Annotated in this window: 28 protein-coding genes; 14 read left to right on the top strand and 14 right to left on the bottom strand. The window is 66.9% G+C overall.

All coding sequences use genetic code 11. The features are described 5' to 3' along the window. The first annotated feature begins 79 nt into the window (after positions 1-79). The 5 genes from AMD30_RS24465 to AMD30_RS24975 all read left to right on the top strand — a co-directional run bounded on the left by AMD30_RS24465 (position 80) and on the right by AMD30_RS24975 (position 5,385). Entirely contained in the window at positions 80-1,063 is a 984-nt protein-coding gene (locus AMD30_RS24465; protein WP_165630250.1) for a helix-turn-helix domain-containing protein, read from the top strand. Positions 1,064-1,178: 115 nt separating this feature from the next. Beyond that, positions 1,179-2,132 (top strand): porin PorA family protein, encoded by a 954-nt coding sequence (locus tag AMD30_RS24460; RefSeq protein ID WP_269432752.1) that lies wholly within the window; start codon positions 1,179-1,181, stop codon positions 2,130-2,132. A 143-nt stretch (positions 2,133-2,275) separates the two neighbouring features. Beyond that, complete coding sequence (locus tag AMD30_RS06250) at positions 2,276-3,388, top strand: NDMA-dependent alcohol dehydrogenase (protein ID WP_055475060.1); 1,113 nt, start codon at positions 2,276-2,278, stop codon at positions 3,386-3,388. Between the two features lie 25 nt (positions 3,389-3,413). Continuing rightward, a complete protein-coding gene (locus AMD30_RS06245; RefSeq protein ID WP_137809919.1) occupies positions 3,414-4,862 on the top strand; it encodes an aldehyde dehydrogenase in 1,449 nt (482 codons plus the stop codon). A gap of 277 nt (positions 4,863-5,139) precedes the next feature. Then, positions 5,140-5,385, top strand: a complete 246-nt coding sequence (locus AMD30_RS24975; RefSeq protein ID WP_137809920.1) for a hypothetical protein — start codon at positions 5,140-5,142, stop codon at positions 5,383-5,385. A gap of 75 nt (positions 5,386-5,460) precedes the next feature. On the opposite strand, the gene AMD30_RS06240 is transcribed toward AMD30_RS24975, so the two are convergent. Beyond that, positions 5,461-6,921 carry a DUF222 domain-containing protein gene (locus tag AMD30_RS06240; RefSeq protein WP_240198504.1) on the bottom strand — a complete coding sequence of 487 codons (1,461 nt, stop codon included), beginning with the start codon at positions 6,919-6,921 and terminating at the stop codon, positions 5,461-5,463. Between the two features lie 108 nt (positions 6,922-7,029). Then, the gene (locus AMD30_RS06235; RefSeq protein WP_055475058.1) at positions 7,030-7,947 is read right to left on the bottom strand and encodes a hypothetical protein; all 918 of its coding nucleotides are present in this window, start codon (positions 7,945-7,947) and stop codon (positions 7,030-7,032) included. A gap of 193 nt (positions 7,948-8,140) precedes the next feature. Between AMD30_RS06235 and AMD30_RS06230 the strand changes: the two genes are divergently transcribed. Together AMD30_RS06230 and AMD30_RS06225 are read left to right on the top strand one after the other, a co-directional pair. Next, the gene (locus tag AMD30_RS06230) at positions 8,141-8,335 is read left to right on the top strand and encodes a hypothetical protein (RefSeq protein WP_137809921.1); all 195 of its coding nucleotides are present in this window, start codon (positions 8,141-8,143) and stop codon (positions 8,333-8,335) included. Further along, the gene (locus AMD30_RS06225; RefSeq protein WP_055475056.1) at positions 8,335-8,670 is read left to right on the top strand and encodes a hypothetical protein; all 336 of its coding nucleotides are present in this window, start codon (positions 8,335-8,337) and stop codon (positions 8,668-8,670) included. Before AMD30_RS06230 ends, AMD30_RS06225 begins: the two co-directional genes overlap by 1 nt. A gap of 112 nt (positions 8,671-8,782) precedes the next feature. Here AMD30_RS06225 and AMD30_RS06220 read toward each other — a convergent pair whose 3' ends face one another. From AMD30_RS06220 to AMD30_RS06200, 5 genes are all read right to left on the bottom strand, one after another. After that, positions 8,783-9,145: a GNAT family N-acetyltransferase gene (locus tag AMD30_RS06220; protein ID WP_055475055.1), complete on the bottom strand. Its 363-nt coding sequence runs from the start codon at positions 9,143-9,145 to the stop codon at positions 8,783-8,785. A 101-nt stretch (positions 9,146-9,246) separates the two neighbouring features. Continuing rightward, a complete protein-coding gene (locus tag AMD30_RS06215) occupies positions 9,247-11,049 on the bottom strand; it encodes an acetyl/propionyl/methylcrotonyl-CoA carboxylase subunit alpha (RefSeq protein WP_055475054.1) in 1,803 nt (600 codons plus the stop codon). A 206-nt stretch (positions 11,050-11,255) separates the two neighbouring features. Next, entirely contained in the window at positions 11,256-12,794 is a 1,539-nt protein-coding gene (locus AMD30_RS06210; RefSeq protein ID WP_055475053.1) for a condensation domain-containing protein, read from the bottom strand. Continuing rightward, entirely contained in the window at positions 12,791-13,228 is a 438-nt protein-coding gene (locus AMD30_RS06205; RefSeq protein WP_055475052.1) for a SufE family protein, read from the bottom strand. The genes AMD30_RS06210 and AMD30_RS06205 overlap by 4 nt, the downstream gene beginning before the upstream one ends. 13 nt (positions 13,229-13,241) lie before the next feature. After that, the gene (locus AMD30_RS06200; protein ID WP_055475116.1) at positions 13,242-14,138 is read right to left on the bottom strand and encodes a sulfurtransferase; all 897 of its coding nucleotides are present in this window, start codon (positions 14,136-14,138) and stop codon (positions 13,242-13,244) included. Positions 14,139-14,290: 152 nt separating this feature from the next. Between AMD30_RS06200 and AMD30_RS06195 the strand changes: the two genes are divergently transcribed. Continuing rightward, positions 14,291-15,274, top strand: coding sequence for a metalloprotease (locus tag AMD30_RS06195; protein ID WP_231632652.1), 984 nt, complete (start codon positions 14,291-14,293; stop codon positions 15,272-15,274). A gap of 25 nt (positions 15,275-15,299) precedes the next feature. Here the strand turns inward: AMD30_RS06195 and AMD30_RS06190 are convergent, their stop codons facing one another. From AMD30_RS06190 to AMD30_RS06180, 3 genes are read right to left on the bottom strand one after another with little or no spacing between them, the layout of a single operon-like run. Then, the gene (locus AMD30_RS06190; RefSeq protein WP_055475051.1) at positions 15,300-15,968 is read right to left on the bottom strand and encodes a Maf family protein; all 669 of its coding nucleotides are present in this window, start codon (positions 15,966-15,968) and stop codon (positions 15,300-15,302) included. A 2-nt stretch (positions 15,969-15,970) separates the two neighbouring features. After that, positions 15,971-16,189 carry an acyl-CoA carboxylase subunit epsilon gene (locus AMD30_RS06185; RefSeq protein ID WP_171011626.1) on the bottom strand — a complete coding sequence of 73 codons (219 nt, stop codon included), beginning with the start codon at positions 16,187-16,189 and terminating at the stop codon, positions 15,971-15,973. A 32-nt stretch (positions 16,190-16,221) separates the two neighbouring features. Beyond that, on the bottom strand, positions 16,222-17,850 hold the full coding sequence (locus AMD30_RS06180) for an acyl-CoA carboxylase subunit beta (protein WP_055475049.1): 1,629 nt from the start codon (positions 17,848-17,850) through the stop codon (positions 16,222-16,224). 158 nt (positions 17,851-18,008) lie between these two features. Here AMD30_RS06180 and AMD30_RS06175 point away from each other — a divergent pair, with 158 nt between their 5' ends. Further along, positions 18,009-18,800, top strand: coding sequence for a biotin--[acetyl-CoA-carboxylase] ligase (locus tag AMD30_RS06175; protein ID WP_055475048.1), 792 nt, complete (start codon positions 18,009-18,011; stop codon positions 18,798-18,800). Positions 18,801-18,835: 35 nt separating this feature from the next. On the opposite strand, the gene AMD30_RS06170 is transcribed toward AMD30_RS06175, so the two are convergent. Continuing rightward, the gene (locus AMD30_RS06170) at positions 18,836-19,456 is read right to left on the bottom strand and encodes a hypothetical protein (protein WP_055475047.1); all 621 of its coding nucleotides are present in this window, start codon (positions 19,454-19,456) and stop codon (positions 18,836-18,838) included. A 144-nt stretch (positions 19,457-19,600) separates the two neighbouring features. Between AMD30_RS06170 and AMD30_RS06165 the strand changes: the two genes are divergently transcribed. Genes AMD30_RS06165 through AMD30_RS06155 form a run of 3 tightly spaced genes read left to right on the top strand, consistent with a single transcriptional unit; the run spans position 19,601 to position 22,297 of the window. Then, a complete protein-coding gene (locus AMD30_RS06165; protein ID WP_055475046.1) occupies positions 19,601-20,221 on the top strand; it encodes a PH domain-containing protein in 621 nt (206 codons plus the stop codon). Continuing rightward, positions 20,218-20,892 carry a response regulator transcription factor gene (locus AMD30_RS06160; protein WP_004572230.1) on the top strand — a complete coding sequence of 225 codons (675 nt, stop codon included), beginning with the start codon at positions 20,218-20,220 and terminating at the stop codon, positions 20,890-20,892. The genes AMD30_RS06165 and AMD30_RS06160 overlap by 4 nt, the downstream gene beginning before the upstream one ends. 7 nt (positions 20,893-20,899) lie before the next feature. Next, complete coding sequence (locus tag AMD30_RS06155; protein WP_055475045.1) at positions 20,900-22,297, top strand: sensor histidine kinase; 1,398 nt, start codon at positions 20,900-20,902, stop codon at positions 22,295-22,297. On the opposite strand, the gene AMD30_RS06150 is transcribed toward AMD30_RS06155, so the two are convergent. Further along, complete coding sequence (locus AMD30_RS06150; protein ID WP_197282748.1) at positions 22,269-22,829, bottom strand: GtrA family protein; 561 nt, start codon at positions 22,827-22,829, stop codon at positions 22,269-22,271. The genes AMD30_RS06155 and AMD30_RS06150 overlap by 29 nt on opposite strands. 182 nt (positions 22,830-23,011) lie before the next feature. Here AMD30_RS06150 and AMD30_RS06145 point away from each other — a divergent pair, with 182 nt between their 5' ends. Both AMD30_RS06145 and purE read left to right on the top strand, forming a co-directional pair. Next, positions 23,012-24,208, top strand: coding sequence for a 5-(carboxyamino)imidazole ribonucleotide synthase (locus AMD30_RS06145; RefSeq protein WP_171011628.1), 1,197 nt, complete (start codon positions 23,012-23,014; stop codon positions 24,206-24,208). After that, the gene (gene purE / locus AMD30_RS06140; RefSeq protein WP_055475043.1) at positions 24,205-24,717 is read left to right on the top strand and encodes a 5-(carboxyamino)imidazole ribonucleotide mutase; all 513 of its coding nucleotides are present in this window, start codon (positions 24,205-24,207) and stop codon (positions 24,715-24,717) included. The genes AMD30_RS06145 and purE overlap by 4 nt, the downstream gene beginning before the upstream one ends. 12 nt (positions 24,718-24,729) lie before the next feature. Here purE and AMD30_RS06135 read toward each other — a convergent pair whose 3' ends face one another. Both AMD30_RS06135 and AMD30_RS06130 read right to left on the bottom strand, forming a co-directional pair. After that, a complete protein-coding gene (locus tag AMD30_RS06135) occupies positions 24,730-25,560 on the bottom strand; it encodes a dienelactone hydrolase family protein (RefSeq protein ID WP_055475042.1) in 831 nt (276 codons plus the stop codon). A gap of 4 nt (positions 25,561-25,564) precedes the next feature. Further along, the gene (locus AMD30_RS06130; protein WP_055475041.1) at positions 25,565-25,939 is read right to left on the bottom strand and encodes a nitroreductase family deazaflavin-dependent oxidoreductase; all 375 of its coding nucleotides are present in this window, start codon (positions 25,937-25,939) and stop codon (positions 25,565-25,567) included. Positions 25,940-25,969 lie beyond the last annotated feature (30 nt).

The following is a 25,969-nucleotide window of genomic DNA, read 5'->3' as shown; positions in this document are numbered from 1 at the left end:
CGTCCACGGAGTACCGGCAGCGGGCCAGGTATCGGACCGTGTCTCGGTTCTGGACCGTGCATCACAGCTCGAGCAGGCGATGGCCGGCATCAATGTTGCCCTCGCGGTACGCGTCCCACCGGCCGACCCAACTCGCGGTATCGACCTTGGCATGCAAAAGCGGACTTATCGCGAGCTGGCGGTGGTCAATATGCAGTGTGGCCCTCTGTCGGCTGCACGCACAAGCCGGCAGGCCGCCGAGTCGGATGGTGCTCTCATGACTGCACTCCTGGTCCGTTCTGGCACCGAATTGATCGGACAGGACGATTCGACGACTCTGCTGCGGAAAGGTGACCTGCTCTTGTGGAACTGCGAGCGACCCGCCCGATTTACGGTGGGCAATCTCGTCGAAAAGCGATTAATGGTGGTCCCTACTGGCTTACTGACCGCAGTGGGCTCCAGCCGATTGGTCGAGTCTGGTCTGATCGTTAGGCGACGATCACCGGCGACCGAGTTGCTGGACCATTTCCTGGAATCGCTGCTCGTAGCCGGCGAGGATCTGGGTTCTACGGCGGTATGCACCGTCCGCAATGCCGCGCTAGAGCTTCTCGTCGGTTCGCTGCACCCGAGCGACGGCGGGGGAGGTCCGGCACCGTCGATGGCTTTGCGACCAGCGATTGAAGACTGGATCGACCATCATCTTCCGGACACAGTGATCACTCCTGCGTCAGTGGCAGCGGCACACGCGGTCTCAGTCCGCACCGTCCATCGGATGTTTGCCGAAACCGGGGATACTCTCGGCTCAGTTGTGCGATTGCGGCGATTGATGCGTGCCCGGCGCGAGCTTGAGTGCACTCACCATTCGATCACGGCGATCGCGTCGCGCTGGGGGTACTCGGACTCGAGCCACTTCACCCGAACTTTCAAGCACCAGTTCGGCATGTCGCCAACTGATCACCGCGCACTATGTCGACAAGACGACGAGGGCCGCGAAGGCGAGGTTGTGGGCAACGGCGTTGCAGTCCAATCGCATGGCACTAGGGTTCACGCACCTACGACTGTGAGGCAGAACACTCTGACTTGATTGGGGAAGGCCCCCGATCGAGGAGGAATCATGAAACTCTCTTCGAAGGTCTGGTCGGCAGTCGGCGTCTTGCTCATTGCCCTGGCCCTGGCCATCTGGTTTGTCGTCGTGCCGAGTGCTACCAAATTTCCGTCGAAAACTAAATACAACTCAACACTATTCGGGTGTCGCAAACTTGCTCGATGCGCAAGCGCTCGGCCGCGGCGATGTCGCGCACGCGTTCATCAGCAACGCTCCGGTGACAATGGATCGAACAGTCAAGGCGGTAAAGACCTCTGGAAACACCGTTGTGGTCACCGACAATTCGACGGTCCAGGTCGCGACGCAGACGTTGACTGACGACCATACGTATTCGATCAACCGGACCAACATGCTGCCGACGGATCCGCCGAACGGACAGCAGGTCGAGCACACGGACGGTTACACCGTCACGCTGCCGATCGGCCCTAAAGGATCTGGCAGCTCGTATCGCTTGAATGACAACGCGACGCAGCAGGCATTCCCATTGAACTACCGAGCCGCGGCAAAAGTACATGGCCGCAACGTGTATGAGTACAACTCGACCGGGACAGGTGCAGTGAAGAGCCCGTCGCTGCTGAAGACGCTCCCGCCTGCGCTACCCAGTGCTATTGCCGCACAGTTGATGCCAAGCCTCCCTACCGCCAGCCAGGAAGCGATAAAGCAGGCAGGTCCGATCCCTCCTGCGATACCGCTGTCCTACATGGCGACCACGAACTATGACCTGCAGGTCGACAAGCAACTCGGGGCACCGCTATCGGTCGCGATCGACCGCACGGTAACCGCGTATGCCGATCTCGGCGGGAAACAGATCGAACTATTGCCCGTGTTGCAACTGAACGTGAAGACGACTGACCAGTCGGTGGCGAGCGCGGCCAAGACCGCACACAAGAGCGGACTCATGCTCACGATCATGAGCACCTGGTTGCCCACCATTCTGACGATCCTTGGAGTCTTCCTGCTCCTTTGGACAGTGTGGCGGGAACTACGGCGGCGGCGATCTGCGCCCGACGCGCCGGTCGATGACAAGCAACCGGTGAACAGCCACTAGCCGAACGCGACGAATTGGTCCGCCCGCAAATGGCGCTCCTGTTCAAGCACGTGGCGTTGCGATCCACGCTTCGCGCGTGTGTGACGCAGCACACTATCCACGATGGGCGATCGCCCGAATTCTTTCATTGATTGGAGCAAGTAATGAAAATGCAAGCCGCAGTTCTCTGGGGTCCCGGCCAGGATTGGAGTGTCGAAGAAGTCGAGCTCGACGGGCCCCAGGAAGGCGAAGTGCTCATCCGCTACGAAGCGAGCGGGCTGTGCCACTCCGACGATCACGCTCGCACCGGCGACATGCCGATCGCCGTCCCCACCGTCGGCGGCCACGAGGGGGCAGGTGTCATTGAAGAAGTCGGTCCAGGAGTCAAGAACCTACGGCCCGGTGACAAGGTTGTGTGTTCGTTTCTTCCCGCATGCGGACAGTGCCGGTGGTGCTCGACTGGACAGCAGAATCTTTGCGACATGGGCGCATTCATCCTTGCCGGCACCATGCTCGACGGCAGCTACCGTCGCCGCGCCCGCGGAAAGGATCTCGGCGCCCTATCGCTGCTGGGAACTTTCGCTGAGTACGGCACGGTGCACCAAGAGTCCGTGGTGAAGGTAGACGACGACGTACCACTTGAGCGAGCGTGTCTACTTGGTTGCGGAGTAACCACGGGGTGGGGCTCGGCGGTGAACACCGCAAAGGTCCAACCGGGCGATACCGTCGTCGTCATCGGCTGCGGCGGCATTGGCGGCAGCGCGATCCAGGGCGCCCGGATAGCGGGCGCCGAGAATATCGTCGCGGTGGACATTGTCGAATCAAAGAGGCAGCAGGTAATGCCACTCGGGGCAACGCATTTCTGCACAAGCTTCGAGGAGGCCACCGCGCTTGTGGCCGACCTCACCCGCGGTGTAATGGCGGACTCGGCGATTCTCACAGTCGGAGTCGTCGCCGGCGAAATGATCGGGCAGACGCTGGAGTTGGTGCGAAAAGGCGGTGTGGGTGTTGTCACCGGTATTGCCCCGGCAACTGAGAACACTGCAACTATCCCGTTGATGATGTTCACACTCTTCCAAAAGCGTTTGGCTGGAAGTCTTTTCGGCGAAGCTAACCCGAGAGCCGACATTCACCGGCTGCTCCGACTGTACCGAGACGGCCAACTCAAGCTCGACGAGACCGTCACCGCCGAGTACCAACTCGGCGATATCAATCAGGGATATCAAGACATGTTCGATGGCAAGAACATTCGCGGGATCATCACGCACAGCCACTGAGATGCAAGCACTCACGGAGGAACACATGATCGACCAGAACGCACTGTTCATCGATGGCGCATTGTCACCAGCCCACGCGCCCGAACGCATCGAGATATTGTCCGCGGCCACCGAAGAAGTCATCGGACGCGCACCAGCAGCAGATGAGGACGACGTCGACGCCGCGGTTGCCGCGGCACGACGTGCATTCGACGATCCGCGTGGTTGGTCGGCGTGGAGCCCCGACGACCGCGCAGCGGCGATCGAGCGGCTTGCCGACGAGTTGGAGGCGCGCGCGCCGCAACTCACCGAATTGGTCTCGTCGCAAAACGGGATGCCGATTGCCATCGCCGGAACGCTCGAATCCGGGCTTCCCGCGACCGTGTACCGGTATTACGCCAACCTCATTCGGACCACAGAACTGGAGCAGACACGTCCAGGCGTACTCGGTGGCCGCGCCATTGTTCGGCAGTCCCCCGTCGGTGTGGTCGCCGCGATCGTGCCATGGAACTATCCAAACCTGGTCACTGCCTTGAAGGTGGCGCCTGCGTTGGCCGCTGGCTGCACCGTGGTGGTGAAGCCCAGCCCGGAAACAGTCTTGGACTCTTATGTTTTCGCAGAAGCGGTCGCCGCCGCGAACATACCCGCGGGAGTCGTCAACATCGTTCCCGGGCGGGCGAGCACTGGCTCCTACCTCGTGTCACACCGAGACGTCGACAAGGTCACGTTCACCGGATCGACCACCGTCGGCCGCCAAATCGCAAAGACCTGTGGTGAGTTACTCCGCCCAGTGACCCTCGAGCTCGGGGGAAAGTCGGCAGCGATCATCCTCGACGATGCTGACCTCACTGCGAACATCGAAGGACTGTTTCAGGCGACGTTACTGAATAACGGTCAGACCTGTGTGCTGAATGGCCGAATTCTTGTCCCTCGCAACAGGTTCGACGAGTCGCTTGAGGTCTTCGCCGGACTCGTGAATGGTGCTGTCATCGGCGATCCACTTGATCCGAGTACACAGGTCGGGCCACTGGTCACTGATGCGCACCGCAACCGGGTGGAGGCACACATCGCAAGAGCCAAGGACGACGGCGCTCGCGTTGTTGCCGGCGGCGGTCGGCCGGCCCACCTCGATCGTGGTTGGTATGTACAACCCACCCTCTTCTCGGATGTTGATCCGTCGAGTCCCCTTGCGCAAGAAGAAGTGTTCGGACCGGTACTCGCTCTGATGCCATACGACGACGTCGGTCAGGCGGTTCAGATCGCTAACGATTCGGCATACGGGTTGGCCGGCACCGTGTGGACCGCAGATGAGGCTCACGGTATCCAGATCGCCGAGCAGATCGAATCTGGCACGGTAGGTGTCAACTACTACATGCTCGACCCGGTTGCGCCATTCGGCGGTATCAAAGCGAGCGGTTTGGGGCGCGAACTCGGCCCCGAAGGCCTCGCGGCATGCATGCGAACCCACACGACATATCTGTCGACCAGCGCGTAGCCACCCCGTGTGTCGTTCCTGCCGCAGTGCCCACCGGGCAGGAACGACACACGGACTGAGGGGAGGTTCCTGACATCACGGAGAGACATGACGGCTGGCGCTACGGGGACAAAGTCATCGTGCGCGCACGGCACGCAGCGGCGGTGCCAGCGTTTGGCTATGTGATCGGCAAACCCGACCGTTTGGGATCTATCCCTGTTCGCCTGGATGACGGATCCGCATGCTGGTATCACGCGGATGCACTCGTCCGGCTAGCAAGATGGTGAACCGTATTAGGATGCCTGACGATATTTTTGAGGACATTCTCTACTTTATTTTCAAGGCGCACTCGCGCGCGGTGCCGGCGCCGGGCTCCGACTTCGTCTCGCCCCGGACCTACACCAGCCATATAGGTGCGCCCGGAACCATCGGCGTCGAAATAGGTTGCCCTGCCCTGACCAAACGATCCGTCATTCACGGCGGAGACAGACCCGTTTCGATACGCCCATGGCCGGTGGCCGTTTCTCCGGCGCAGTTCCAGTGAAGCCCGTCGATGACGACGAAGACACTGCGAGCAGAGGCACGAAGCAGCCTGATCCGGCCACCGGAAGGGGTGTTGTTAGCGACTAGCGAGGTTGCGTGCATCGGTCGGGCCGCCGCGCCGCGGGTCGGTGTGGTCGAACGGTTCGGTGTGGTCGAGGTCGATCTGCCAGACCGGGGCGTTGCAGCCGGGGAAGGTGCAGCACAGTTCGCCGGCACGCACCAGGGCCTGGAGCTTCTTCGACGGGGTGTACCGCGTTGTCGAACTGTCCGCCTCGGGAGGCGATACCGGTGGCGCGTCGGGCGCGGCGGGGTTCGGTGCGGGATGGATGTAGGTGCGTCGGGCTTCGGCGAGCAGCTGCCGGGCGGTGTCGGCGTCGAGGATGCCGTGGCGGTCGAGGAATGCGGGGTCGTTGTCTAGACCGATCAGGGTCGACAGGTTGACCACGATGTGAAAGGTCGCGCGCGGCGCCGGCGATGACGACGGCGACGCGTCCGGACCCGGAGGGTCGGCGACAACCGTGTCGCTGTCCGGGGTGTCGGTGTCATCGTTCCCGGAGTGGCGCGCGGGTGCCTCAGTCGTGTGGTCGGCGGTGTCCACTGTCGCTGCGTCGACGTCGCCGGTGGTGTTGGCTTCAATGTCCATTGCGGCAGGTCGGCAGTCGTCGCATTCGCACGCGATAGAAGCTTCGCCCCGCGCGAGCGCTTTCAGAGCATCGACTCGGCGGTTGGCCAACTTTCGAGGGTCACCGGCGTGGACCGCGGTGGCCATCGCCGTCAGGCGGGCGTCGAACTCGGCGGAATCAGCAGTGGGCAGCGTGCCGGAGATCCGGGACTGCCCGGGTGTGAACCGGTCGGGGGTGACGGTCACCTTGCGGTCGGATTTCACTCGCTCCTTGCGTCGGCGGATCGCGTCGGGTGCCCACTTGGCGACGATGGAATCGACCATGGCGGTGAACCGGGCCGTGGACATCGGTGCGCGGGCGAAGATCGCCTCGGCGAGATGGGCGTCGACGGTCTGCATCTCTTCGTCGTCGGTGATGAGGTCGGTGCGTTTGAGGGCGATGAGGAAGCGGCGCTTGTCGATTCGACCGCACGCGAGTGCGTGTCCGGTGAAGGAGAGTCGGTAGCGCAGTGCGTCGCCGGCTTCGATGAGATCTTTCGCCTCGGCCGGCGTCACGGTGAGGGTGGCACCGACTTCGGCGATGGCCTGTTCGAGACCGTTGGGCCCGAACTGCTCGTAGGGATTCTCACCAGCGGCCACCCGCGCGGACAGGTGCTCGAAGGCTTCGATGGAGTCGAGTTCGCCGCTGTGCGTCTCGGCGCGCCGCTGCGCGTAGTCCATCTCGCGTTCGTCGTGAATGAGGCTGGCAACGACCATCATTCGATGCGCCGACGCTGCCGCCAAACCCGCGCAGTGGTTGAGGACCTCGACGAGTTCGGCAGCGGAGAGTTCATGGTCGGGACGAAAGCGCGGCTCGACCGACTCCTGTGATGGGTCCACAGATGTAGTGGACCCGGCCCCCGCCCCCGATGACATACCTCCACGATACTCGAATATATGTTCGAGTCAAGGGTGTATTTGTTTCTCCTTCGAATATCCGATGATGCAACCACGACGCACCGACAGGTCATCCTCAGATCGAGGTCAGCGATGTCCGCGTGGCAGGCCGATGCGGATCAGGCGTGGGTCCTGCGTGATCTCGCGTACCTCGAATGTCGGGTCGATCTCCTCCGCCACCCGATCGACGATCAGAGAACCGTTGCTGTCGAACCCGATTCGGTGGTGAGTCAACCTGGTCGTGAACTTCCAGACGGCCATCGCTTCGACCTCAGTGGTGACCGAGTCTTCGCATCGGACACAGTCGAGTGCTGCGTCACTGTCCGGATCGTCGGCGTGTTCGTCGCATGGCTCCCAGTCCGAGGTGACGAGGTATCCGGGGTCCCACAGGGAGCCCTCCGTCGGCGGCCATTCCACCGAGTACCACTCGCCGGCAGCGATTCCGTACGTTCCGATGGCCTCGTCGAGCACGGCCTTGCGGTCGGCTTCGGTCCATTCGATCCGGGGTGGAATCGCCACGTCCTCGATGGGGTCGATTCCGGCGTAGTCGGCGGGATCGCCGAGCAGTTCGGTATCGGTGGCCTCGTGCTGCGTTGCCCGACCGACGGATTCATGTGTGTCGAGCACTGCGGCCTCGGCTGTCGCAGCGTCGATATCCGCTGCCAGGTAGGCGGCGGAGTTCATCCGCTCATGAACCGCTCTCGCCGGGATCCGCGAGACGAGTTCGTCGACCACCGCTTGCTCGGCGTCGTAGAGCGCTCCGGATGCCAAGCGGAGTGCCGTCTTCCCAACCGGCACAGAGATTCCCGATGTCCGGCAGTCCCACAACTCGGCGGCGATCCGATCGCGCCGGTCGACCAACTCCCACGCGAGAGCTCTGGCTGATTCGCCGGATGTCGAGTGTGGGATCAGCGACTGCTCCTGCAACTCGGCGATGATCCGAGTGAACCGATCGGAGCCTTCGCCGGACGAGTCGATCCAGTGATCGTTCGTGAACGTGCCCAACGCGGCACCTCCTCCCTGACGTTCTGTCTCGGTCGTCCATTCCTACGCCGAGAACCTACTCGGGGCCAGTGACATCAATCGTGGGGTGACTCGTCGCAATCGGACGGCGATCGTTGTGGTGGATGTCGGTGCCGCGTCGCATTCTGGTGACGGAAGCCGACAGGTCAACTCGGCCGAACCGAGAGGAGGCGACATGGTGAACTCGAAAGCCCTCGCAGAATTCATTGATTCGGCCGAGGCCGGCGCTCGCGCGGGCATCGTGCGCGAGACCGGAGAGATGTGCCGTTCCCATCGACACCGCCATTCATCGTCTGCGATCGACTCGATGAGCCCACTGACGGGCGTGGATTTCGAGGGGCCCGCGGAGGCCGAGCGAGGCGTCGCCTGATGGCGCCCGAACCCGTCCGACTCCCCGCCGCGATGGCGTCCCCGGCAGTCGGCTGCACTGTGAACGCCGGCTGGTATCCGCTCTTGGTTCGCCTCCATCGCCGGCTCTCAGCCGTCACCGACGACTTCACCTACGCGCAGATCAAAGAGAAGTTCGGGGTTTTGCGCTGCTACCTCAATTACGGAAACTCGGTCGACGATTTCACGTGGAGCCTTTGCGAGCTCCTGGTCGACGCGACAACCGACGAGTCGAGCACCGTATGCGAATTCTGCGGCGACCGAGGAGAAACCCGGTACGACCTTTCCTGGATCAAGACGACCTGCGGAGATTGCTGACCGTAACGTTCGGCGGTGAGCAAGACCTGGGTCATCTGAAGCGGCGCGCAGATCGCCGAATGGACGAAGATCGCCCCGGGTACGACGAATGGTCGTGTGCTGACTCCGCGTCTCAGCCGATCCCGCGCGACAGCATTTGCCCGACAACCAGACCGAGTGCACCCTCGGCAAACCTCGAGACCGGCCCGACGGCGGTGTCCAGCGCCTCGTCGTAGCCGTCGCGTGCCTCGCCCCACAGGCGGCCCGACGAGCCGTTCGGCGTGACCCCGATCAGGGCGATGAGCTCACCGGTGGTGGGGATGCAGATCGCCCAGACGAATCGTGTCTCCGACTCCCAGTCACGCTGCGCCGCAGCGACGTACGCGGCGGGGTCGTCGACCTCGAGATGAGACAACGCCGGGACGTCGGTGATCCGCTCGTCCGCACGAAGCGCACGCAGATACCACGTCCCGGCGTTGATCTCGACTGGTTGCATTGCCTTGTTGTACGCCCGCCCTTCGAGGCTCGTCGCTTGCGCTCCTCGCACCTCAGGGAGCAGGGGCGCTCGCACCTCAGGCAGCGAGGGAGCGGTGTGTCTTACTTCAGCTCGAGCAGCACCGTGCCCTGGGTGACGGCAGCACCGGCCTCGATGGTGAGGCCGGTGACGACGCCGTCCTTGTGGGCGGTGACCGGGTTCTCCATCTTCATGGCCTCGAGGACGACGACCAGATCGCCGGCGGCGACCTCCTGGCCCTCCTCCACGGCGACCTTGACGACGGTGCCCTGCATCGGAGCTGCCACGGCGTCGCCGGAAACGGCTGCGCCGCCACCCTTCTTGCGCGAACGTGCCTTCGGCTTCTTGCGGACGACGCCGTTGGCCGAGCCGCCACCGCCACCGAGGGCGAGATCGCCGGGCAGCGACACCTCGACGCGACGGCCGCCGACCTCGACGACGACGTTCTGCCGCGGGGCGGCCTCGTCGTCTTCGATGGGCTCGCCGCCGGTGTACGGCTCGATCGGGTTCTCCCAATCGGTCTCGATCCACTTGGTGTAGACGTCGAACTTCTCGCCGTCGCCGATGAAGGCGGGGTTGGAGACGATGTGCCGGTGGAACGGGATGACCGTCGCCAGGCCCTCGACCTCGAACTCGGCGAGTGCGCGACGCGAACGCTCCAGCGCCTGCTCGCGGGTCTCGCCGGTGACGATCAGCTTGGCCAGCATCGAGTCGAACTGGCCGCCGATGACGTCACCCTCGACGACGCCGGAGTCGACGCGGACGCCGGGGCCGGTCGGCTCCTTGTAGACCGAGATCGGTCCCGGGGCGGGCAGGAAGTTGCGGCCGGCGTCCTCACCGTTGATGCGGAACTCGAAGGCGTGACCGCGCGGGGTCGGGTCCTCGGTGATCTCCAGCTTCTCGCCGTTGGCGATGCGGAACTGCTGACGCACCAGGTCGATGCCCGCGGTCTCCTCGGTGACCGGGTGCTCCACCTGCAGGCGGGTGTTGACCTCGAGGAACGAGACCAGCCCGTCGCTGCCGACCAGGAACTCGACCGTGCCGGCGCCGTAGTAGCCGGCCTCGCGGCAGATGGCCTTGGCGGACTCGTGGATCTTGGTGCGCTGCTCGTCGGTCAGGAACGGGGCCGGGGCCTCCTCGACCAGCTTCTGGAATCGACGCTGCAGCGAGCAGTCGCGGGTGCCGGCGACGATGACGTTGCCGTGCTGGTCGGCGATGACCTGGGCCTCGACGTGGCGGGCCTTGTCGAGGTAGCGCTCGACGAAGCACTCGCCGCGACCGAACGCCGCGACGGCCTCACGCGTGGCCGACTCGAACAGATGCGGGATCTCCTCGATCGTGTACGCGACCTTCATGCCACGTCCACCGCCGCCGAATGCCGCCTTGATGGCGACCGGCACGCCGTGCTCCTGGGCGAAGGCGACGACCTCGTCGGCGTCCTTCACCGGATCCTTGGTGCCGGGGGCCATCGGTGCGTCGGCCTTGAGCGCGATGTGGCGCGCGGTCACCTTGTCGCCGAGGTCGCGGATCGACTGCGGGGACGGACCGATCCAGATCAGCCCGGCGTCGATGACGGCCTGCGCGAAGTCGCCGTTCTCCGACAGGAAGCCGTAACCCGGGTGGATCGCGTCGGCGCCGGACTTCTTGGCCGCGTCGAGGATCTTGTCGAAGACCAGGTACGACTCCGCCGATGTCTGCCCGCCCAGTGCGAAAGCCTCGTCCGCGAGTTTGACGAACAGTGCGTTCGCGTCGGGCTCGGCGTACACCGCGACGCTCGCGATGCCTGCATCCCGGGCGGCGCGGATCACGCGGACAGCGATTTCGCCACGGTTGGCGATGAGGACCTTGCTGATTGCGGACGGAGTGTTCGCAGAGGTACTGGGCACTTGTTCTCCTGGGCCTTACTCGTACTCAGGTGCACGACGCGGTAGCGCACGCGACACGTTGGGCGGACGTCGGTCAAGTCTGGCGGCCCGCCGTCACCGGCCGGGATGCGGACGGCGAGGGCGATGCGACACCTTCGCGGTGCAGGTGTCGCGACCTTCCGGGCAATACCCTAGCCCACCGAGCAATCGTTCGGTGGAGCCCTGGGTCACAACGCCGGAGAGAATGTGCTCGCATCACCGAGGCGTCGGACCAGTTCGGCGAAAGCACGCAGGTAGGCGTGGACGGGACCACCTGTCGGGTCGATCGCCCAACCGTCTTCGGAACGGGCCTCGGCGGCGGGAAATGTGACGTTTCCCTCATGTTGTGCACCCGGAGTGTTCGCCGAGGCGGTGACGCCGAGCTCACGCAGCGGCGACTCGCGCGGGAACCGGGCGGAGTACCGCAGTCCCGACGGGGTGCGGTTGATCCAGATGTACACCTCGTCGGGCGAATAGCTGTGACTGCGGAGGACCTTCGCACGCCCCGCGTCGGCGGCCCCGGCGCCCGGTGCATAGCGCGTGTCGATGAACGAGATGACGAACCGCGGGCCACCCTCGTGCCCGATCAGGTCGGCCACCCGCAGGAACGGCAGCGAAGCGCCCTGACGCCCGTGCTTGAGCGCGGCGGTGGATCGGACGACGGCCTGGTCGAACGTCGGGGAGTCGGACATGTCGAGACAGAAGGGAGCGACCCCGACGAACCAGCCGAGGGAGGTCAGCCAGCGGGCGTCGTCGCGCGTGTGCCGCGGCAGCACACAACGGAACTGCCGATCGCCGGTCAGTTCGTGGTGCACCACGGCGAAGGCCGCCAGCACTCCGGCGGTCAGCGTGCCGCCGGCCTCCGAGCAGATCGCGGTGAACCGGTTGGCCGTCGCGTCGTCGGCGACCACACCCCACAGCGACTCCTGGGGGAGTGCCGCGTCCGTGTCGACATCGTCGGGGGTGCGGTGATCGTTGGCCGGGTCAGCCGTGTGCAGGCCGGGCATGTCACCGTTGCCGGCGGCCAGGAACTCCGACCACAGGCCGACGGCCGGATGATCGCGCCCGGTCTGGTCGGCGAGCCGGCGTTCCGCGGCGCTGAAGTCGACATAACTGCCGACCTCGGGCAGATTCGCGCCGCGATGCTCCCGCGCCGCCCGGTACATCGACACCAGCTCCTGCTGGGCCATGATCAGCGAGTACCCGTCGACCAGCGAGTGATCGGCGGCGAAGAGGAGCGTGAACGAGCGTTCGCGTCCGACCGTCGCGAACCGGTAGGCCGGCCAGTGCAGCGGCGCGGTGGCGCGATCGAACGAGCCCGCCAGTTGCTCCACGAGCGGACCCGACTCGGCGTACCAGCCGACCCGGCCCATCTTGAGTTTCACGGTCCCCGGCGCGGTGGTCAGCCGCTGCAGGCCGGAGCCCTTGATCACGACGTGACTACGCAGCACCTCGTGCCGGTCGATCCACTGGGTCAGCACCGACCGGATGGCCGGGATCGACAGCGGCTCGTCGAACTCGATGCTCAACCCGAGCCAGGCCTCACGTCCGCCCTCGCGACGCGTGCGGACCCGGTACTCGAACGCCGCCCGCAGATGCTGCTCGTGATTGTGCGAGGTCAGGCGCGAGTCGTAGTCCCAATTACCCAGTCCGCCCGGCACATACGGCGTCCACTCGACGAGACCGCCGGGCGCGATGGGTTCGTCGCGGATCTGGATGAACTTCATGCCCCGGGCGTGTCGGGCACCTGGGCGCGAACCTGCGCCTTGATGCGGCCCAGCATGCCCGCCATACCCCGCAGGCGCAGCGGACTCACGGCGCTGCCGAGTCCCAGGTCGTAATAGAAATCCGATGGCACGTCGAGGATTTCGCGCGCCGACGCGGTGTCGAGTCCCTGATGAAGGATGGCGGCGAAACCGCGGGTCGTCGGCGCCTCGCGCGGAGCGCTGAAATACAGCCGCACCGACGACGGGTCGGCGGCGTCGACGGACAGGAAGACCGGCGACTGGCACTCGGGTACCGGTTCCATCGCATCCTGCTCGAGATGCGCCGGTATGTCCGGCAATTCGCCGGCGAACTCGAGCAGGAGCGTGACCTTGTCGGAGTCGTCGAGTGCGCCGAAGTCGTCGACGATCTCGGCCAGGGCTGGAGGCAGACTCATCGTGCGGTCGGGTTCACTCGGTGCCGGGAACGGCGCCCGGCTCCTCGCCGACGGCGATCGGCACGCGCACCGCGTTGCCCCACTCGGTCCACGATCCGTCGTAGTTGCGGACCGCGGTGTGCCCCAGCAGATGTGTCAGCACGAACCAGGTGTGGCTCGACCGCTCACCGATGCGGCAGTAGGCGATCGTGGGCGTCTTCGGGTCGAGCCCGGCGTAGATCTCGTCGAGTTCGGCGCGGCTGCGGAAACGGCCGTCGGGGGCAGCGGACTTCGCCCACGGGATCGAGATGGCGGTCGGGATGTGCCCGCCGCGCAGCGCGCCCTCCTCCGGGTAGTCCGGCATGTGCGTGCGCTCGCCGGTGTACTCCTGCGGGGAACGGACGTCGACGAGGGGCTCGGTGCCCAGGGCCTCCAGGACCTGCGGCGCGAACGCGCGGATCTTGGCGTCGTCGCGCTCGACCACCGGGTAGTCCGACCGCGGGTAATCGGGGACGTCGAAGGAGGTGTCACGGTCCTCGGCCATCCAGGCGTCGCGGCCACCGTCGAGCAGGCGGACGTCCTCGTGGCCGAACAAGGTGAAGACCCACAGCGCGTAGGCGGCCCACCAGTTGCTCTTGTCGCCGTAGATCACGACAGTGTCGTCGCGTTCGATTCCCTTGCTGCGCATCAGTTCCGCGAACTGCTCGCCGTTGATGTAGTCGCGCGTGACCGGGTCGTTGAGATGAAGGTGCCAGTCGATCTTCTGAGCGGTCGGGATGTGGCCGATGTCGTAGAGCAGCACATCCTCGTCGGACTCGATGATCTTGAGTCCTTTGGCGCCGAGATGCGCCGACAGCCACTGGGTCGTCACCAGCCGCTCGGGGTGGGCGTAGTCGGCGAAGGCCGGATTCGGGTCGGTGTCAACGCTCACGGTGCTCTCCAGCTCGCTGTTCGGACGTTCCGCGTGGATCACGCGCGGACCATCTGCGGTCCCGCTGATAAAGCGTAGGGCATCGGCCGGAGCGTGCTTCGATCAGACGACAAACCCCAGGTGAAGCGGGTCCCGCCTGCTACGTTCGCCGAATGATCGATCGACGCGGGCCCCTCGCGATGCGGTGGGCGGTCGCTCTGGCCGCCGTGGTGACACTGACCGTCGGAAGCGGATGCGCACTCATCCCGTCCGAGAATTCCGGGGAGTCCCGTCCGTCGTCCGCGTCGACAAGCAGCGCACCGAGTCCGACGCCGTCGCGCTCAACGGACCCGACCGGCGACGCCGACGCGGCGCAGTGCCGGCCCGACGACTGCCCGAAGTTGCCGACGCCGACCGCGGAACTCATGACCAGCGGGGTCACCCCGGCCAACGTGGACACCGCGGTGCCCGACTACCTGACCACGCTCCTCGACGACCTCGACCAGACATGGGGTGGGTGGTTCGACGAACTGGGCTGGGGCGACCCGGCACCGGGACGGGTGCTGATCGAGTCCGGCACCTCCTTCGCCACGGAGTGCATTGCCGGCGACGAGGATTCGAACCCCGTACCGATCCCGTCCGACGAGGCCAACGCGTTCTTCTGTGGAGTGGACACCGAACCGAACGGAGAGGGCACCCCGACCGAGGGCAGCATCGTGCTCCCGGTCGACACCTTCGCGGCCATCTGGGACGGCAACGTCTTCGGGGTGCCATCGCCGATCGTCGGCGACTTCACCGCGGCGATCGTGGTCGCTCACGAATACGGCCACAACGTCGTGTTCCGGATGGCCGAGGCGTTCGACATCCCCGACAGCCGTCTCCCGGCCGGCAAGAACAGCGAGCTCATCGCCGACTGCCTGGCCGCGAACTGGGGTGCAACCGCCTACCAGCGTGATGCGCTCGGCGCGCGGGAGATCCTGCAGGTCGCGACGCTGCTGCCGATCATCGGCGACACCGGCGGCGCGTCCGGACACGGCTCGGCGCGCGAACGTGCGGTGGCGTTGACGGTCGGACTGACCGGCCCGCAGTTCAACCGCCAGGGTCAGCCGGTCGACTGCATCGAGCGGTACTGGCCGGAATTCTTCGAGGTGGAGTAGGGCCACCTCAGGGAGCGGGTCGTCGTCAGTGGCGCCAGAAGTCGGTGACCGAGAGCCCGACGTCGGCCAGGAGGGTGCGGACCAGCGGCAGGCCGATACCGATGACCGACGACGGGTCGCCCTCGATGCGCTCGACCAGCCAGCCACCCAGACCGTCGAGGGTGAATGCGCCGGCCACCTGTAGAGGTTCACCGCTGGCGACATACCGCTCGATGACGTGGTCGTCGGCGGCGGCGAAATGGATCGTGGTGGAGCTCGTCCCGCCGGCGGTCGCGGGCCGGTCGAGGCGGATCAGGTGATGGCCGGTCAGCAGGTCCGCGCTACGACCGCGCATCTCCGACCACTGCGCGACGGCGCGTTCGGGGGTGTGCGGTTTGCCGAGCAGCCGGCCGCCTAGATGGAGCATCGAGTCGCAGCCGATGACGGCCACGGCGCTGCCGGACCCGGCGAGTTCGGCGATCTCCGGAAGTGCCGCAACGGCTTCCGCCTTCGCGCGGGCGAGTTCGGCGACCACCACACCGGCCGGTGTGGAATCGGGGAGCGCGGCGAGGAGCGCATCCTCGTCGACATCCGACACCCGCACGACCGGCTCGACGCCTGCCGCCCGAAGGATGCGGAGCCGGGCAGGGGAGGCCGAACCGAGTACGAAGATCGGGCCGGGAGTACCCGGCCCGATCTCGGATTCGGATGTCATCGTCAGTAACGCAGGTTGGTGAAGCTTCCCGGGCCGCCCCACTGCGGACGCAGCCGGTCGATCGGGTGGCCCCAGTCGTTCCGGGTCTCGGGCTCGGCCGAACCGCCGCCCGAACCGGCACCGGCGAGGACGGTCACCAGCACGGCGAGGTCCTCGTCGGTCGGATTGCCGCCGACGACCGTCAGGAACGGACGCTCGGACTTCGTGGAGTCTTCGCTCACGGAATTCTCGCTCTCGGAACTGACCGCTGGTGTCACAGGGGGATGTTGCCGTGCTTCTTGGGCGGCAGGTTGACCATCTTGCGCTCGAGCAGCTTGAGCGCAGTGGCGATCTGACCGCGGGTGTGGCTCGGCGGGATCACCGCGTCCACGTATCCGCGGGCGGCCGCGACATACGGGTTGACGAGGGTGTCCTCGTACTCCTCCTGCAGCTGCAGACGCAGTGCGTCGACGTCCTCACCCTTGGCGGCCGCGTCCTTGAGCTGGCTGCGGTACACGAACCCGACCGCACCCGAGGCGCCCATGACGGCGATCTGGGCGGTGGGCCACGCCAGGTTCACGTCGGCACCCATGTGCTTGGAGCCCATGACGTCGTACGCGCCGCCGTAGGCCTTCCGGGTGATGACGGTGATCTTGCCGACCGTCGCCTCGCCGTAGGCGTAGAGCAGCTTCGCACCGCGACGGATGATGCCGCGGTACTCCTGATCGGTGCCGGGAAGGAAGCCCGGGACGTCGACCAGGGTGACGATGGGGATGTTGAAGGCGTCGCAGGTGCGCACGAACCGGGCGGCCTTCTCCGAGGCGTCGATGTCGAGGCAGCCGGCGAACTGCGTCGGCTGGTTGGCGACGATGCCGACGCTGCGGCCGTCCACCCGGCCGTAGCCGATGATGATGTTCGTCGCGTACTCGGCCTGCACCTCGAGGAACTCGTCGTCGTCGAGTATGCGACGGATGACCTCGTGCATGTCATAGGGTTGGTTCGGCGAATCCGGGATCAGGGTGTCGAGCTCGAGGTCTTCTTCGGTGAGGGTGTCCTCGATGGAACCGGCGGCCGGCTGCGCGACGGGCAGACGCGGGGCATCGGCGCGGTTGTTGCTCGGCAGGTAGCTCAGGAGTTCCTTGACGTACTCCAGGGCGTCCTCTTCGTCGGAGGCGACGTAGTGCGCGGTGCCCGACTTCGACATGTGCGTGTGGGCGCCGCCGAGCTCCTCCATCGTCACCTCTTCACCGGTGACCGTCTTGATGACGTCCGGACCGGTGATGAACATCTGGCTGGTCTGGTCGACCATGACCACGAAGTCGGTGAGCGCGGGGGAGTACACGTGACCGCCGGCCGCGGCGCCCATGATCAGCGAGATCTGCGGGATGACACCGGAAGCACGCACGTTGCGGTGGAAGATCTCGCCGTAGAGGCCGAGCGAGACCACGCCCTCCTGGATGCGGGCGCCGGCGCCGTCGTTGATGCCGATCAGGGGGCGACCGGTCTTGATCGCGAGGTCCATGACCTTGACGATCTTCTCGCCGTAGACCTCGCCGAGGCTGCCGCCGAAGACCGTCGAATCCTGCGAGAAGACGCAGACCTCGCGACCGTCGATGGTGCCGTAACCCGAGACGACGCCGTCACCGAGCGGGCGGCGCTCGGCGAGTCCGAAGTTGGTGCTGCGGTGCCGGGCGAGGGCGTCGAGTTCGACGAAGGACCCCTCGTCGAGCAGGTGGGTGATCCGTTCCCGCGCGGTGAGCTTGCCCTTGGCGTGGGTCTTCTCGACGGCGGCCTCACCCACCGGATGCTTGGTCTCCTCGAGACGATTGCGCAGATCGGCGAGCTTTCCCGCCGTCGTGTGGATGTCGGGAGCGGCGGCGTCGTCGCGCGAAGCAGTGGTCATGACTGACGATGCTAACTACCCGAGTGTGAGCCACGTCAACCGGATCAACGTGAGATATCCCTCAGGTTTACGAGCGATCGGTCGGTGGGCCGGCGGGTCGACCGTGAAACCGGTGGTATCCGTTCGTGCGGAGGCGGCGGCCAGTAGTTTCGTCAGGTATGAGTCTCGACGCCGATCTGCTCCGCACCCGTCTCACCGGCACCCGCTGGCACCGCATCGAGGTGGTCGAGGCGACCGGTTCGACCAATGCCGACCTCGTCTCGCGCGCCGCCGGCGAATCCGTCGGGGGCGCCGTGCGGATCACCACCGACCAGACCGCCGGACGTGGCCGCCACGCCCGCACCTGGACCGCGCCGGCCGGCACGCAGCTGGCCATGTCGGCCGCGCTCGACGTCGCCGACCACACCGAGGACCTGGGCTGGCTGTCGCTGCTGGCCGGACTCGCCGCCGTGCAGGGTGTCGACGACGCGATGGGGATCCGTCCGACGCTCAAATGGCCGAACGACGTGCTGATCGACGGCAAGAAGGTCGCGGGCATCCTCTCGGAATACACCCGCAGCGAGCATGCCGCAGGTGGCCCGGGAGGCGTGGCGGTGATCGGCACCGGGCTCAACACCACGATGGCGGAGGAGCAGCTGCCGGTCCCGACCGCCACCTCGCTCCGGCTCGCCACCGGCCGCGACGTCCCCCTGACCGAGCTCGCCGCGTCGTACCTGCGGGCGCTCTCCGAGCTGCTCGACCTGTGGCCGCACGACCTGGACGGGCTCGCGGCGCGGTACCGCGACGACAGCGACACCATCGGCCGCCGCGTACGGCTGGTCCTGCCCGGCAATCGTGAGGTCGTCGGCACCGCGACCGGTGTCGACCCCTCCGGCCGGATCGTCGTCGACGCCGACGGTGAGCAGGTGGTGGCCGCCGCGGGCGATGTCACCCACCTGCGGCCGGAGTGACTTCGACTCGGCTCGTCGCTCCGCTCCTCGCCGGCTCAGCCGGCGGGGCGCTGGACGCTCTTGCCGGCCATCGCCGGGATGATCGTCAGCGAAGGCAGACCGATCACCAGATGCACGATCGCGGTCTCGATGCCCACCGAGATCTGGTTGTAGGTCAGGATCGGGATCAGCACGGCCGCCACCAGCAGCAGGCCGACGATCCACCGGTAGAACTGATCGGGTGACGGCGTGACCAGGTGCAGCACGTACCAGAGCGCACCCGCGGCAAGCGCGCACAGGAAGCCGACGACGCCGAACCAGAGCTCGCTGGCGGCGACCGGGTTCCACACGCCGAACTTGCCCGACTCGTTCACCTTCTCCACGAATGCGGAGATGATCCAGGCGACGAGCCATGCCGCGAGACCGGTCACCACGCCGGTCATGACCACACCGCCGGCGAACGTGACGGGATTGATGTCCGGGCCACGACGGGGCTTGGCGGGCTGGCCCGGCCGGCCGTAGGCGCCCTGGCCCCCGTACGGATCTCCCGCATAGGGATCGGCGGCGTACGGATCGCGCGCATAGGGGTCGTTCTGGCTGCTGTAGGCACGCGACTCGGGTGTGTAACCGGACTCGTAGCGCGCGGTCCGCGGGTCGCGGGGATCCTGGTAGCTCATGGCGTTCTCCTCCCCGACCGGTCGTGAAAGCCGATGGTCGGATCTGGTGTCGGTCGGATCTGGTGTCAGGGCCCTGGCATGCTCACGGCACGAGGACGGCGGCGGTCGGCGTGATTGGCAGTCTACTGCGGCACCCGGCCGTTTATGCTGAGCCGCATGGCCTATCCGCGGGAGAACCTGGCGTCGGGGGAACGCGTCGTACTCCATCGGCACCCGCACTGGAAATGCCTGCTCGGGCCGTTCCTGTTGTTCGGGCTCCTCACCGCCGCCGCCGGCGTACTCCTCGGCGTCATCACGTCGTCGGGGTTGCGGTCGACACCGCAGACCGTGCTGCTCATCGCGGTCGCGGCGGTCTGGGCCATCGGCTTCTGCTGGTACTTCGTCCGCCCGCTGATGTCCTGGAAGACAACGCATTTCGTGCTCACCGACCGGCGGGTGATGTTCCGCAACGGAATCATCACCCGGTCGGGCATCGACATCCCGATCCGCCGGATCAACACCGTCGAGTTCCGGCACGGCCTCGTCGACCGGATGCTGCGCACCGGCACGCTGGTCATCGAGTCGGCCTCCGACGAACCGCTGTCCTTCGACGACATCCCGCAGGTGGAGAGGGTGCACGCGCTGCTGTACCACGAGGTGCTCGACGTCCACGACGACGAAGATCATCCGTGGGACGGACACCGGCGCGATTCCCACGACCAGCCCGCCGACGGTCCCGTGCACCCCGGTGACCGGGCGGAGAACCGGGGGGTCCGCGACCGATGACGACCGTGCTGCTCGCCGAGGACGACGCCGCGATCGCCGAACCGCTCGCGCGGGCGCTGTCGCGTGAGGGTTACGGCTGCGAGGTGGTCTCGACCGGGGCGGATGCCCTGGAGAAAGCCCTCGACACCCGCTATGAACTGCTCATCCTCGACCTCGGGCTACCGGTGCTCGACGGTCTGGAGGTGTGCCGGCGGGTACGGGCCCAGCGACCCGCGCTCGCGGTGCTGATGCTGACCGCACGCACCGACGAGGTGGATTTCGTGGTCGGCCTCGACGCCGGCGCCGACGACTACGTCGGCAAGCCGTTCCGCCTGGCCGAGCTGCTGGCGCGGGTGCGTGCCCTCCTGCGGCGTCGCCAGCCCGGCGACGTCGTCCTCGAGGGCGGTGCCCTACGCCTGGACGCGCGGGCACGCCGCGTCCTGGTGAACGGACACGACCTCACCCTGGCCAACCGCGAGTTCGACCTGCTGCGCTTCCTCATGGAACGCGCGGGCGAGGTGGTGACGCGCGAGGAGATCCTCACCGAGGTGTGGGGTTCGGCCGACCTGCGGTCGTCGAAGACCCTGGACATGCACATCTCGTGGCTGCGCCGGAAGATCGGCGACGACCGCCACGACCGTCCCCGCCACATCGTGACCGTGCGCGGCGTCGGATTCCGGTTCGACCCCTAGTCGTCTCATGCGCCGTCGCCTGCTCACGACCATGATCGCCGTCCTGCTGGCGGTCGGTGGGCTGCTGGGCATCCCGCTGAGTGTCGTCGCGTGGTGGTGGGTCGCCGACAACGCGCATCAGGACCTCGACAATCGGCTGAAGGTCATCGCAGACCAGCTGATCCGGCAGGAGGGGGCCGACGGCCGGATCCCGCCGGAGTCCCTCGACCGTGAGGCGTTCCAGCTGCTGCTGCCGCCGAACGGCAGCCTGATCGTCACCTTCCCCGACCTCACCGGCACCCTGCAGCGCACGGTGGTCGGGGCGGACATCAGCGAGCCCCGGCTCTCGGAGTCCATCGCGCTCGGCGCAGCCGGGACGCTGACCCTGTCCATCCCGCGCGACGAGGTGCGCAACGACCAGTTCACCGCCGCCTCGATCGTGGCCGTCATCGTCGTCGCGTCCGTCATCGGCGGCACGCTCGTCGCCGCGGTCACCGCGGGTCGGATCGTCGATCCGCTGACCGATCTCGCCGATCGGGCCGCGACCATGGGCCGGGGCGACTTCCGGACCCAGTGGAAGATGTACGGCATCGCCGAACTCGATCGGGTGTCGCGTGCACTGGCCGACGCGAACGCCGAACTCGCCCTACGCCTCGAGCGCGAGCGAGAGGTCGCCGGTGACGCCTCCCACCAGTTGCGCAGCCGCCTCACCGCGATCCAGCTGCGCCTGGAGGAACTCTCCCTGCACGATGACCCCGCGGTCGTCACCGAGGCCGAGGCCGCCCTCGATCAGATCGAGCGGCTCTCCGCCGAACTCGACGAGCTGGTCGAGGCGTCCCGGGCCGACGAACCCGCGCCCGAGTTCGTCGACGTGTCGGACATGCTGACGACGCTGGTCGGGGATTTCCGGCACGCCTTCGAGGCGAGGGGCCGCGAACTGCTGGCGACCTTCGACGGCGTCCCGCACGCGCTGACCGCGAACCCGGGTCGTCTCCGGGAGGCGGTCAGTGTGCTGGTCGACAACGCCCTGCAGCACGGCCGCGGGACCTGCCGGATCCACGTCGGCACCCTGCCCGCGGGCGATCTGGTGCGCATCACCGTCGCCGACGAGGGTGACGGGGTCGCCGACGAGATCGCCGCACACATCTTCCGTCGGGGTTTCTCGGCCGGGCGACGGCCCGGCGCGGGCCGGAGCGGGGTCGGCCTGTCACTCGCGCGGGCATTGATCGAATCCGACGGTGGCCGACTCGAACTGACCGTCCGGCGACCGCCGGTGTTCGCGATCGTCGTGCCCGCGCGGCTGGTCACCGGACGCGATCAGCTCGGCACCGACCGGGGCGACTCCGAACTCGCCGACGAGATCGACGAGAACTCCGGCCGGTCCCCGCGATCGGGCGTCAGGCGTGACCGAGTTCCTCATCGTTGAGCTCGGCGAGCGAGGGGTGCAGGTCGGTCGATCCGGCGTCCCCGCCGCGCAACTGTTCTTCGGGGAAGGCGAACTTGCGCAGTGCCCAGAACCGGAACGCCATCTGCATGAGGTTGCCGATGATGTAGCCGAGCACGAAGTCGATGACCACGATCTCGGACACGCTCAGGTTGGAGCGCATGTCGAAGATGTTGTTGGCGACGAACAGTGGAGCGGCCTGGAGGATGACGCCGATACCGCTGATGGCGAAGAACAGCATCGCCTCGTGGTGACGTTCGCGGCCGCCGCGGTTCTTGAACGCCCACTCGCGATTGAGGATGTAGCTCAGGATGGTGGCCAGGACGCCGGCAATGACCTTGGCGATGACCGGCTTGGTCTCCAGGACCGTGAGGCTCAGGCTGTAGAAGATGGCGAGGTCGAAGACGAAGGTGGTCCCGCCGACCATCGCGAACTTGATCAGTTCGTGGTGCCGCATCACGAGCCGACGGACCGGCGCTGGGAGGCGGGCGATCATCTCGTCGATCAATGGCACAAGATCCGAGTGTACGAAACGAAACCGCCGGGACACGTGCCGGGCGGTTGTGCGAATGATGCCGCATACATGCCACGATGGTGCGCGTGAATTCACGCGAGCAGGTCGGCGGGGCCGTGTCCCCGTCGTCGCAGGTGCCGCCGGTCCCTGAATCGGGGCGCCCGGGCGGCCGGGCGTCGGGGATGCCGACCGTGACGATGATCGGCGGCGGCCAACTCGCTCGGATGACCCACCAGGCCGCCATCGCCCTGGGCCAGTGCCTGCGGGTACTGGCGGCCTCGGAATCCGATCCGGCCGCCCAGGTGAGCGCCGACATCGTCCTGGGGTCGCACGACGACCTCGACGATCTGCGGCGCGCCGCGTCCGGGTCGGTCGCGGTGACCTTCGACCACGAGGGCGTCCCGCTGGCGCACCTGCAGGCACTCGAAGCCGACGGCGTCGCGGTGCTGCCGCCGTCGAAGGCGCTGCATTTCGCGCAGGACAAGCTCGCCATGCGGGTCCGGCTGGCCGAGCTCGGACTGCCCGTGCCCGACTTCGCCGACCTGTCCGGGGACCGGGCCGCGGCCCGGTCTCGTCTGATCGAGTTCGGCGAGGCCAACGACTGGGCCATCGTCGTCAAGGCGGTCCGCGGCGGTTACGACGGCCGCGGGGTGTGGCTCGTCGACGGCGCGGACGACGCTCTCGCGGTCTTCGACGAGTACCCCGACGACGCACCGGCGCTGCTCGCCGAACAGAAGGTGCCGATGCGACGAGAGTTGTCGGCGATGATCGCGCGGTCGCCGTTCGGTCAGGGTGGGGCGTGGCCGGTGGTCGAGACCATCCAGCGCCACGGGCAGTGCGCGGTCGTCCTGGCACCGGCTCCCGGGCTCGACGACGAGGTCGCCGCGCAGGCACAGCAGATGGCGTTGCGGCTGGCCGACGAGCTCGGTGTGGTCGGTGTGATGGCGATGGAACTCTTCGAGACCGTCGACGGCGAGCTGGTCGTCAACGAGCTGGCGATGCGTCCGCACAACAGCGGGCACTGGACGATGGACGGCGCGGTGACCTCGCAGTTCGAGCAGCACCTGCGCGCCGTCCTCGACTATCCGTTGGGCAGCACGGCACCGAGTGCGCCGGTGACGGTGATGGCCAACATCCTCGGCGCGGCGGACGCACCGGCGATGTCGATGGACGAGCGGCTGCACCACCTCATGGCCCGGATGCCCGAGGCCAAGGTGCATCTCTACGGCAAGGGCGAGCGGCCCGATCGCAAGATCGGGCATGTGAACATCGTCGGGCGCGAAGGGGATTCGCCGGAGTCGGTACGGGAGCGTGCCGAACGCGCGGCCCAGTGGATGTCGCGGGCGACGTGGACCGACGGATGGGATGAACATTCATGAGTGAGACGCACGGCCCGCGGGTGGGCCTGATCATGGGCAGTGATTCGGACTGGCCGACGATGAAGGCGGCCGCCGAGGCCCTCGCCGAGTTCGACGTGCCGTTCCAGGTGGGCGTCGTCTCGGCTCACCGCACACCGCAGCGCATGCTCGACTACGCGGCAGGGGCGGCGGGCCACGGCATCGAGGTGATCATCGCGGGAGCCGGTGGCGCCGCGCATCTTCCGGGCATGGTCGCGTCGGCGACCCCGCTGCCGGTGATCGGGGTACCGGTCCCGTTGCGGCATCTCGACGGACTGGATTCGCTGCTGTCGATCGTGCAGATGCCCGCCGGGGTCCCGGTGGCCACGGTGTCGGTCGGCGGCGCCCGCAACGCCGGGCTGCTCGCGGTCCGCATCCTCGCCGCCGCCGACGCCGACCTGCGCGCCCGGATGGTCGAATTCCAGCAGGGGCTCGAACAGATGGTTCTCGACAAGGACGCGGCACTCCAGCAGGAACTGCTGGGGGAGTAGCACTTCCGCCGATCAGATCGTCGGCTGCAGGCCGAGCTTCGCGGTGAAGAAGTCGATGACCCGATCGTAGGCCTCGCGGGTCGGTTGCCCTGGCTCGTCGCGGAGGTCCTCGGTGAGCACCGAATGTGGCCGCGGCAGCATCGAATCCGGGTTCGCGGACTCGTCGGGTAGCTCGATGCCGATGAAGGCGTCGCCGAGGATCTCCCGGAGATACGCGAATCGGGCTCCCGGCACCAGACGGTCGCCCTGGAAACGCAGACCCATCACCTCGAGGCCGCGTGCGCACCGCGCCTGCACCAGAGCGAGATCCGACTCGCTCACGTCGATGGCCCGCGCGCGTCCCGGCAACACCGCGAACGGCAGTGAGGGCTGGGACAGCACCGGGGCGAGCATCCGCTCGTCGGTGGCCATCGCGAGTGCGAACCCGCCGGTGAAACACATCCCGACGGCACCGACCCCGGGGCCGCCGCACCGGTCGTGTTCGCGGGCGGCCAACGCCCGCAGCCACGACGCGACCGGTGACGTCTTGCCGGTGGCCAGGATCGTGAACTCGCGGGTGATGCAGGCCCGGGCGATGGTGCCGAGCATGTTCGTCGCCGAGCCGACCGCGCCGAGGTTGTCCGGGCGAGGATCACGGCCGTCGACGCCGAACAGCGACGGCAGCACCGCGGTGGCGCCCGCCCCGGCCACCCGGCGCGCGACGTCGGCGACCTTGGGGCTGATCCCCGGCATCTCGGCGATGACGATGACGGCGGGACCACTGCCGAGGCGATGCACCCGGCGGGTGGTCCCGTACAGGGTCACGTCCTCGGCGACGAAGTCGTCGAGCGGGTCGTCGGCCATCAGATCACGCCGCGTGCAGTGTGCCGAGGAGCGCGGAGTCGAAGAGTCGCGCCGGGATGCGGGCACCCTGGGCGATGTCCGGCGAGTCCGACGGCACCACCCGCGGACCGGTCACCCGGTAGTGCCGGTTCTTGCGGATCAGGCCGAAGGTCCCGGCGGCCTGCACGTTTCGGACCCAATCGGTGTGCCGCCCGTACGTGAGGATGATGGTGAGACGATCGCCGTCGACCCACGCCATCACCGGGATGGAGTAGTGCCTGCCGGACTTGCGTCCGACGTGCTCGACCATCGCGTACGGAGCCAGTCTGGGCGCCCATTGTCGCTGGATGGGGTTGGTCACTCGCTTGTTCAGCCGGGCCACCACGCGGGGGATTCGCATGTCCCCACTGTGCCCGATCGGCGGCGTGCC

The sequence above is a fragment of the Gordonia sp. HS-NH1 genome (assembly GCF_001418765.1).
Taxonomy (GTDB): domain Bacteria; phylum Actinomycetota; class Actinomycetes; order Mycobacteriales; family Mycobacteriaceae; genus Gordonia.
Note: the sequence above shows the minus strand (reverse complement) of the source record. Positions and strands in the feature narration are given on the sequence as shown.

What these genes read in the sequence shown, in the direction of transcription:
- AMD30_RS24465 (WP_165630250.1), top strand. Translation starts at nt 80, where the DNA reads ATGGCCGGCATCAATGTTGCCCTCGCGGTACGCGTCCCACCGGCCGAC.
- AMD30_RS06250 (WP_055475060.1), top strand. Translation starts at nt 2,276, where the DNA reads ATGAAAATGCAAGCCGCAGTTCTCTGGGGTCCCGGCCAGGATTGGAGT.
- AMD30_RS06245 (WP_137809919.1), top strand. Translation starts at nt 3,414, where the DNA reads ATGATCGACCAGAACGCACTGTTCATCGATGGCGCATTGTCACCAGCC.
- AMD30_RS24975 (WP_137809920.1), top strand. Translation starts at nt 5,140, where the DNA reads ATGCCTGACGATATTTTTGAGGACATTCTCTACTTTATTTTCAAGGCG.
- AMD30_RS06240 (WP_240198504.1), bottom strand. Translation starts at nt 6,921, where the DNA reads ATGTCATCGGGGGCGGGGGCCGGGTCCACTACATCTGTGGACCCATCA.
- AMD30_RS06230 (WP_137809921.1), top strand. Translation starts at nt 8,141, where the DNA reads ATGGTGAACTCGAAAGCCCTCGCAGAATTCATTGATTCGGCCGAGGCC.
- AMD30_RS06225 (WP_055475056.1), top strand. Translation starts at nt 8,335, where the DNA reads ATGGCGCCCGAACCCGTCCGACTCCCCGCCGCGATGGCGTCCCCGGCA.
- AMD30_RS06220 (WP_055475055.1), bottom strand. Translation starts at nt 9,145, where the DNA reads ATGCAACCAGTCGAGATCAACGCCGGGACGTGGTATCTGCGTGCGCTT.
- AMD30_RS06210 (WP_055475053.1), bottom strand. Translation starts at nt 12,794, where the DNA reads ATGAAGTTCATCCAGATCCGCGACGAACCCATCGCGCCCGGCGGTCTC.
- AMD30_RS06205 (WP_055475052.1), bottom strand. Translation starts at nt 13,228, where the DNA reads ATGAGTCTGCCTCCAGCCCTGGCCGAGATCGTCGACGACTTCGGCGCA.
- AMD30_RS06195 (WP_231632652.1), top strand. Translation starts at nt 14,291, where the DNA reads ATGATCGATCGACGCGGGCCCCTCGCGATGCGGTGGGCGGTCGCTCTG.
- AMD30_RS06190 (WP_055475051.1), bottom strand. Translation starts at nt 15,968, where the DNA reads ATGACATCCGAATCCGAGATCGGGCCGGGTACTCCCGGCCCGATCTTC.
- AMD30_RS06180 (WP_055475049.1), bottom strand. Translation starts at nt 17,850, where the DNA reads ATGACCACTGCTTCGCGCGACGACGCCGCCGCTCCCGACATCCACACG.
- AMD30_RS06175 (WP_055475048.1), top strand. Translation starts at nt 18,009, where the DNA reads ATGAGTCTCGACGCCGATCTGCTCCGCACCCGTCTCACCGGCACCCGC.
- AMD30_RS06170 (WP_055475047.1), bottom strand. Translation starts at nt 19,456, where the DNA reads ATGAGCTACCAGGATCCCCGCGACCCGCGGACCGCGCGCTACGAGTCC.
- AMD30_RS06165 (WP_055475046.1), top strand. Translation starts at nt 19,601, where the DNA reads ATGCTGAGCCGCATGGCCTATCCGCGGGAGAACCTGGCGTCGGGGGAA.
- AMD30_RS06160 (WP_004572230.1), top strand. Translation starts at nt 20,218, where the DNA reads ATGACGACCGTGCTGCTCGCCGAGGACGACGCCGCGATCGCCGAACCG.
- AMD30_RS06155 (WP_055475045.1), top strand. Translation starts at nt 20,900, where the DNA reads ATGCGCCGTCGCCTGCTCACGACCATGATCGCCGTCCTGCTGGCGGTC.
- AMD30_RS06145 (WP_171011628.1), top strand. Translation starts at nt 23,012, where the DNA reads ATGCCGACCGTGACGATGATCGGCGGCGGCCAACTCGCTCGGATGACC.
- purE (WP_055475043.1), top strand. Translation starts at nt 24,205, where the DNA reads ATGAGTGAGACGCACGGCCCGCGGGTGGGCCTGATCATGGGCAGTGAT.
- AMD30_RS06135 (WP_055475042.1), bottom strand. Translation starts at nt 25,560, where the DNA reads ATGGCCGACGACCCGCTCGACGACTTCGTCGCCGAGGACGTGACCCTG.
- AMD30_RS06130 (WP_055475041.1), bottom strand. Translation starts at nt 25,939, where the DNA reads ATGCGAATCCCCCGCGTGGTGGCCCGGCTGAACAAGCGAGTGACCAAC.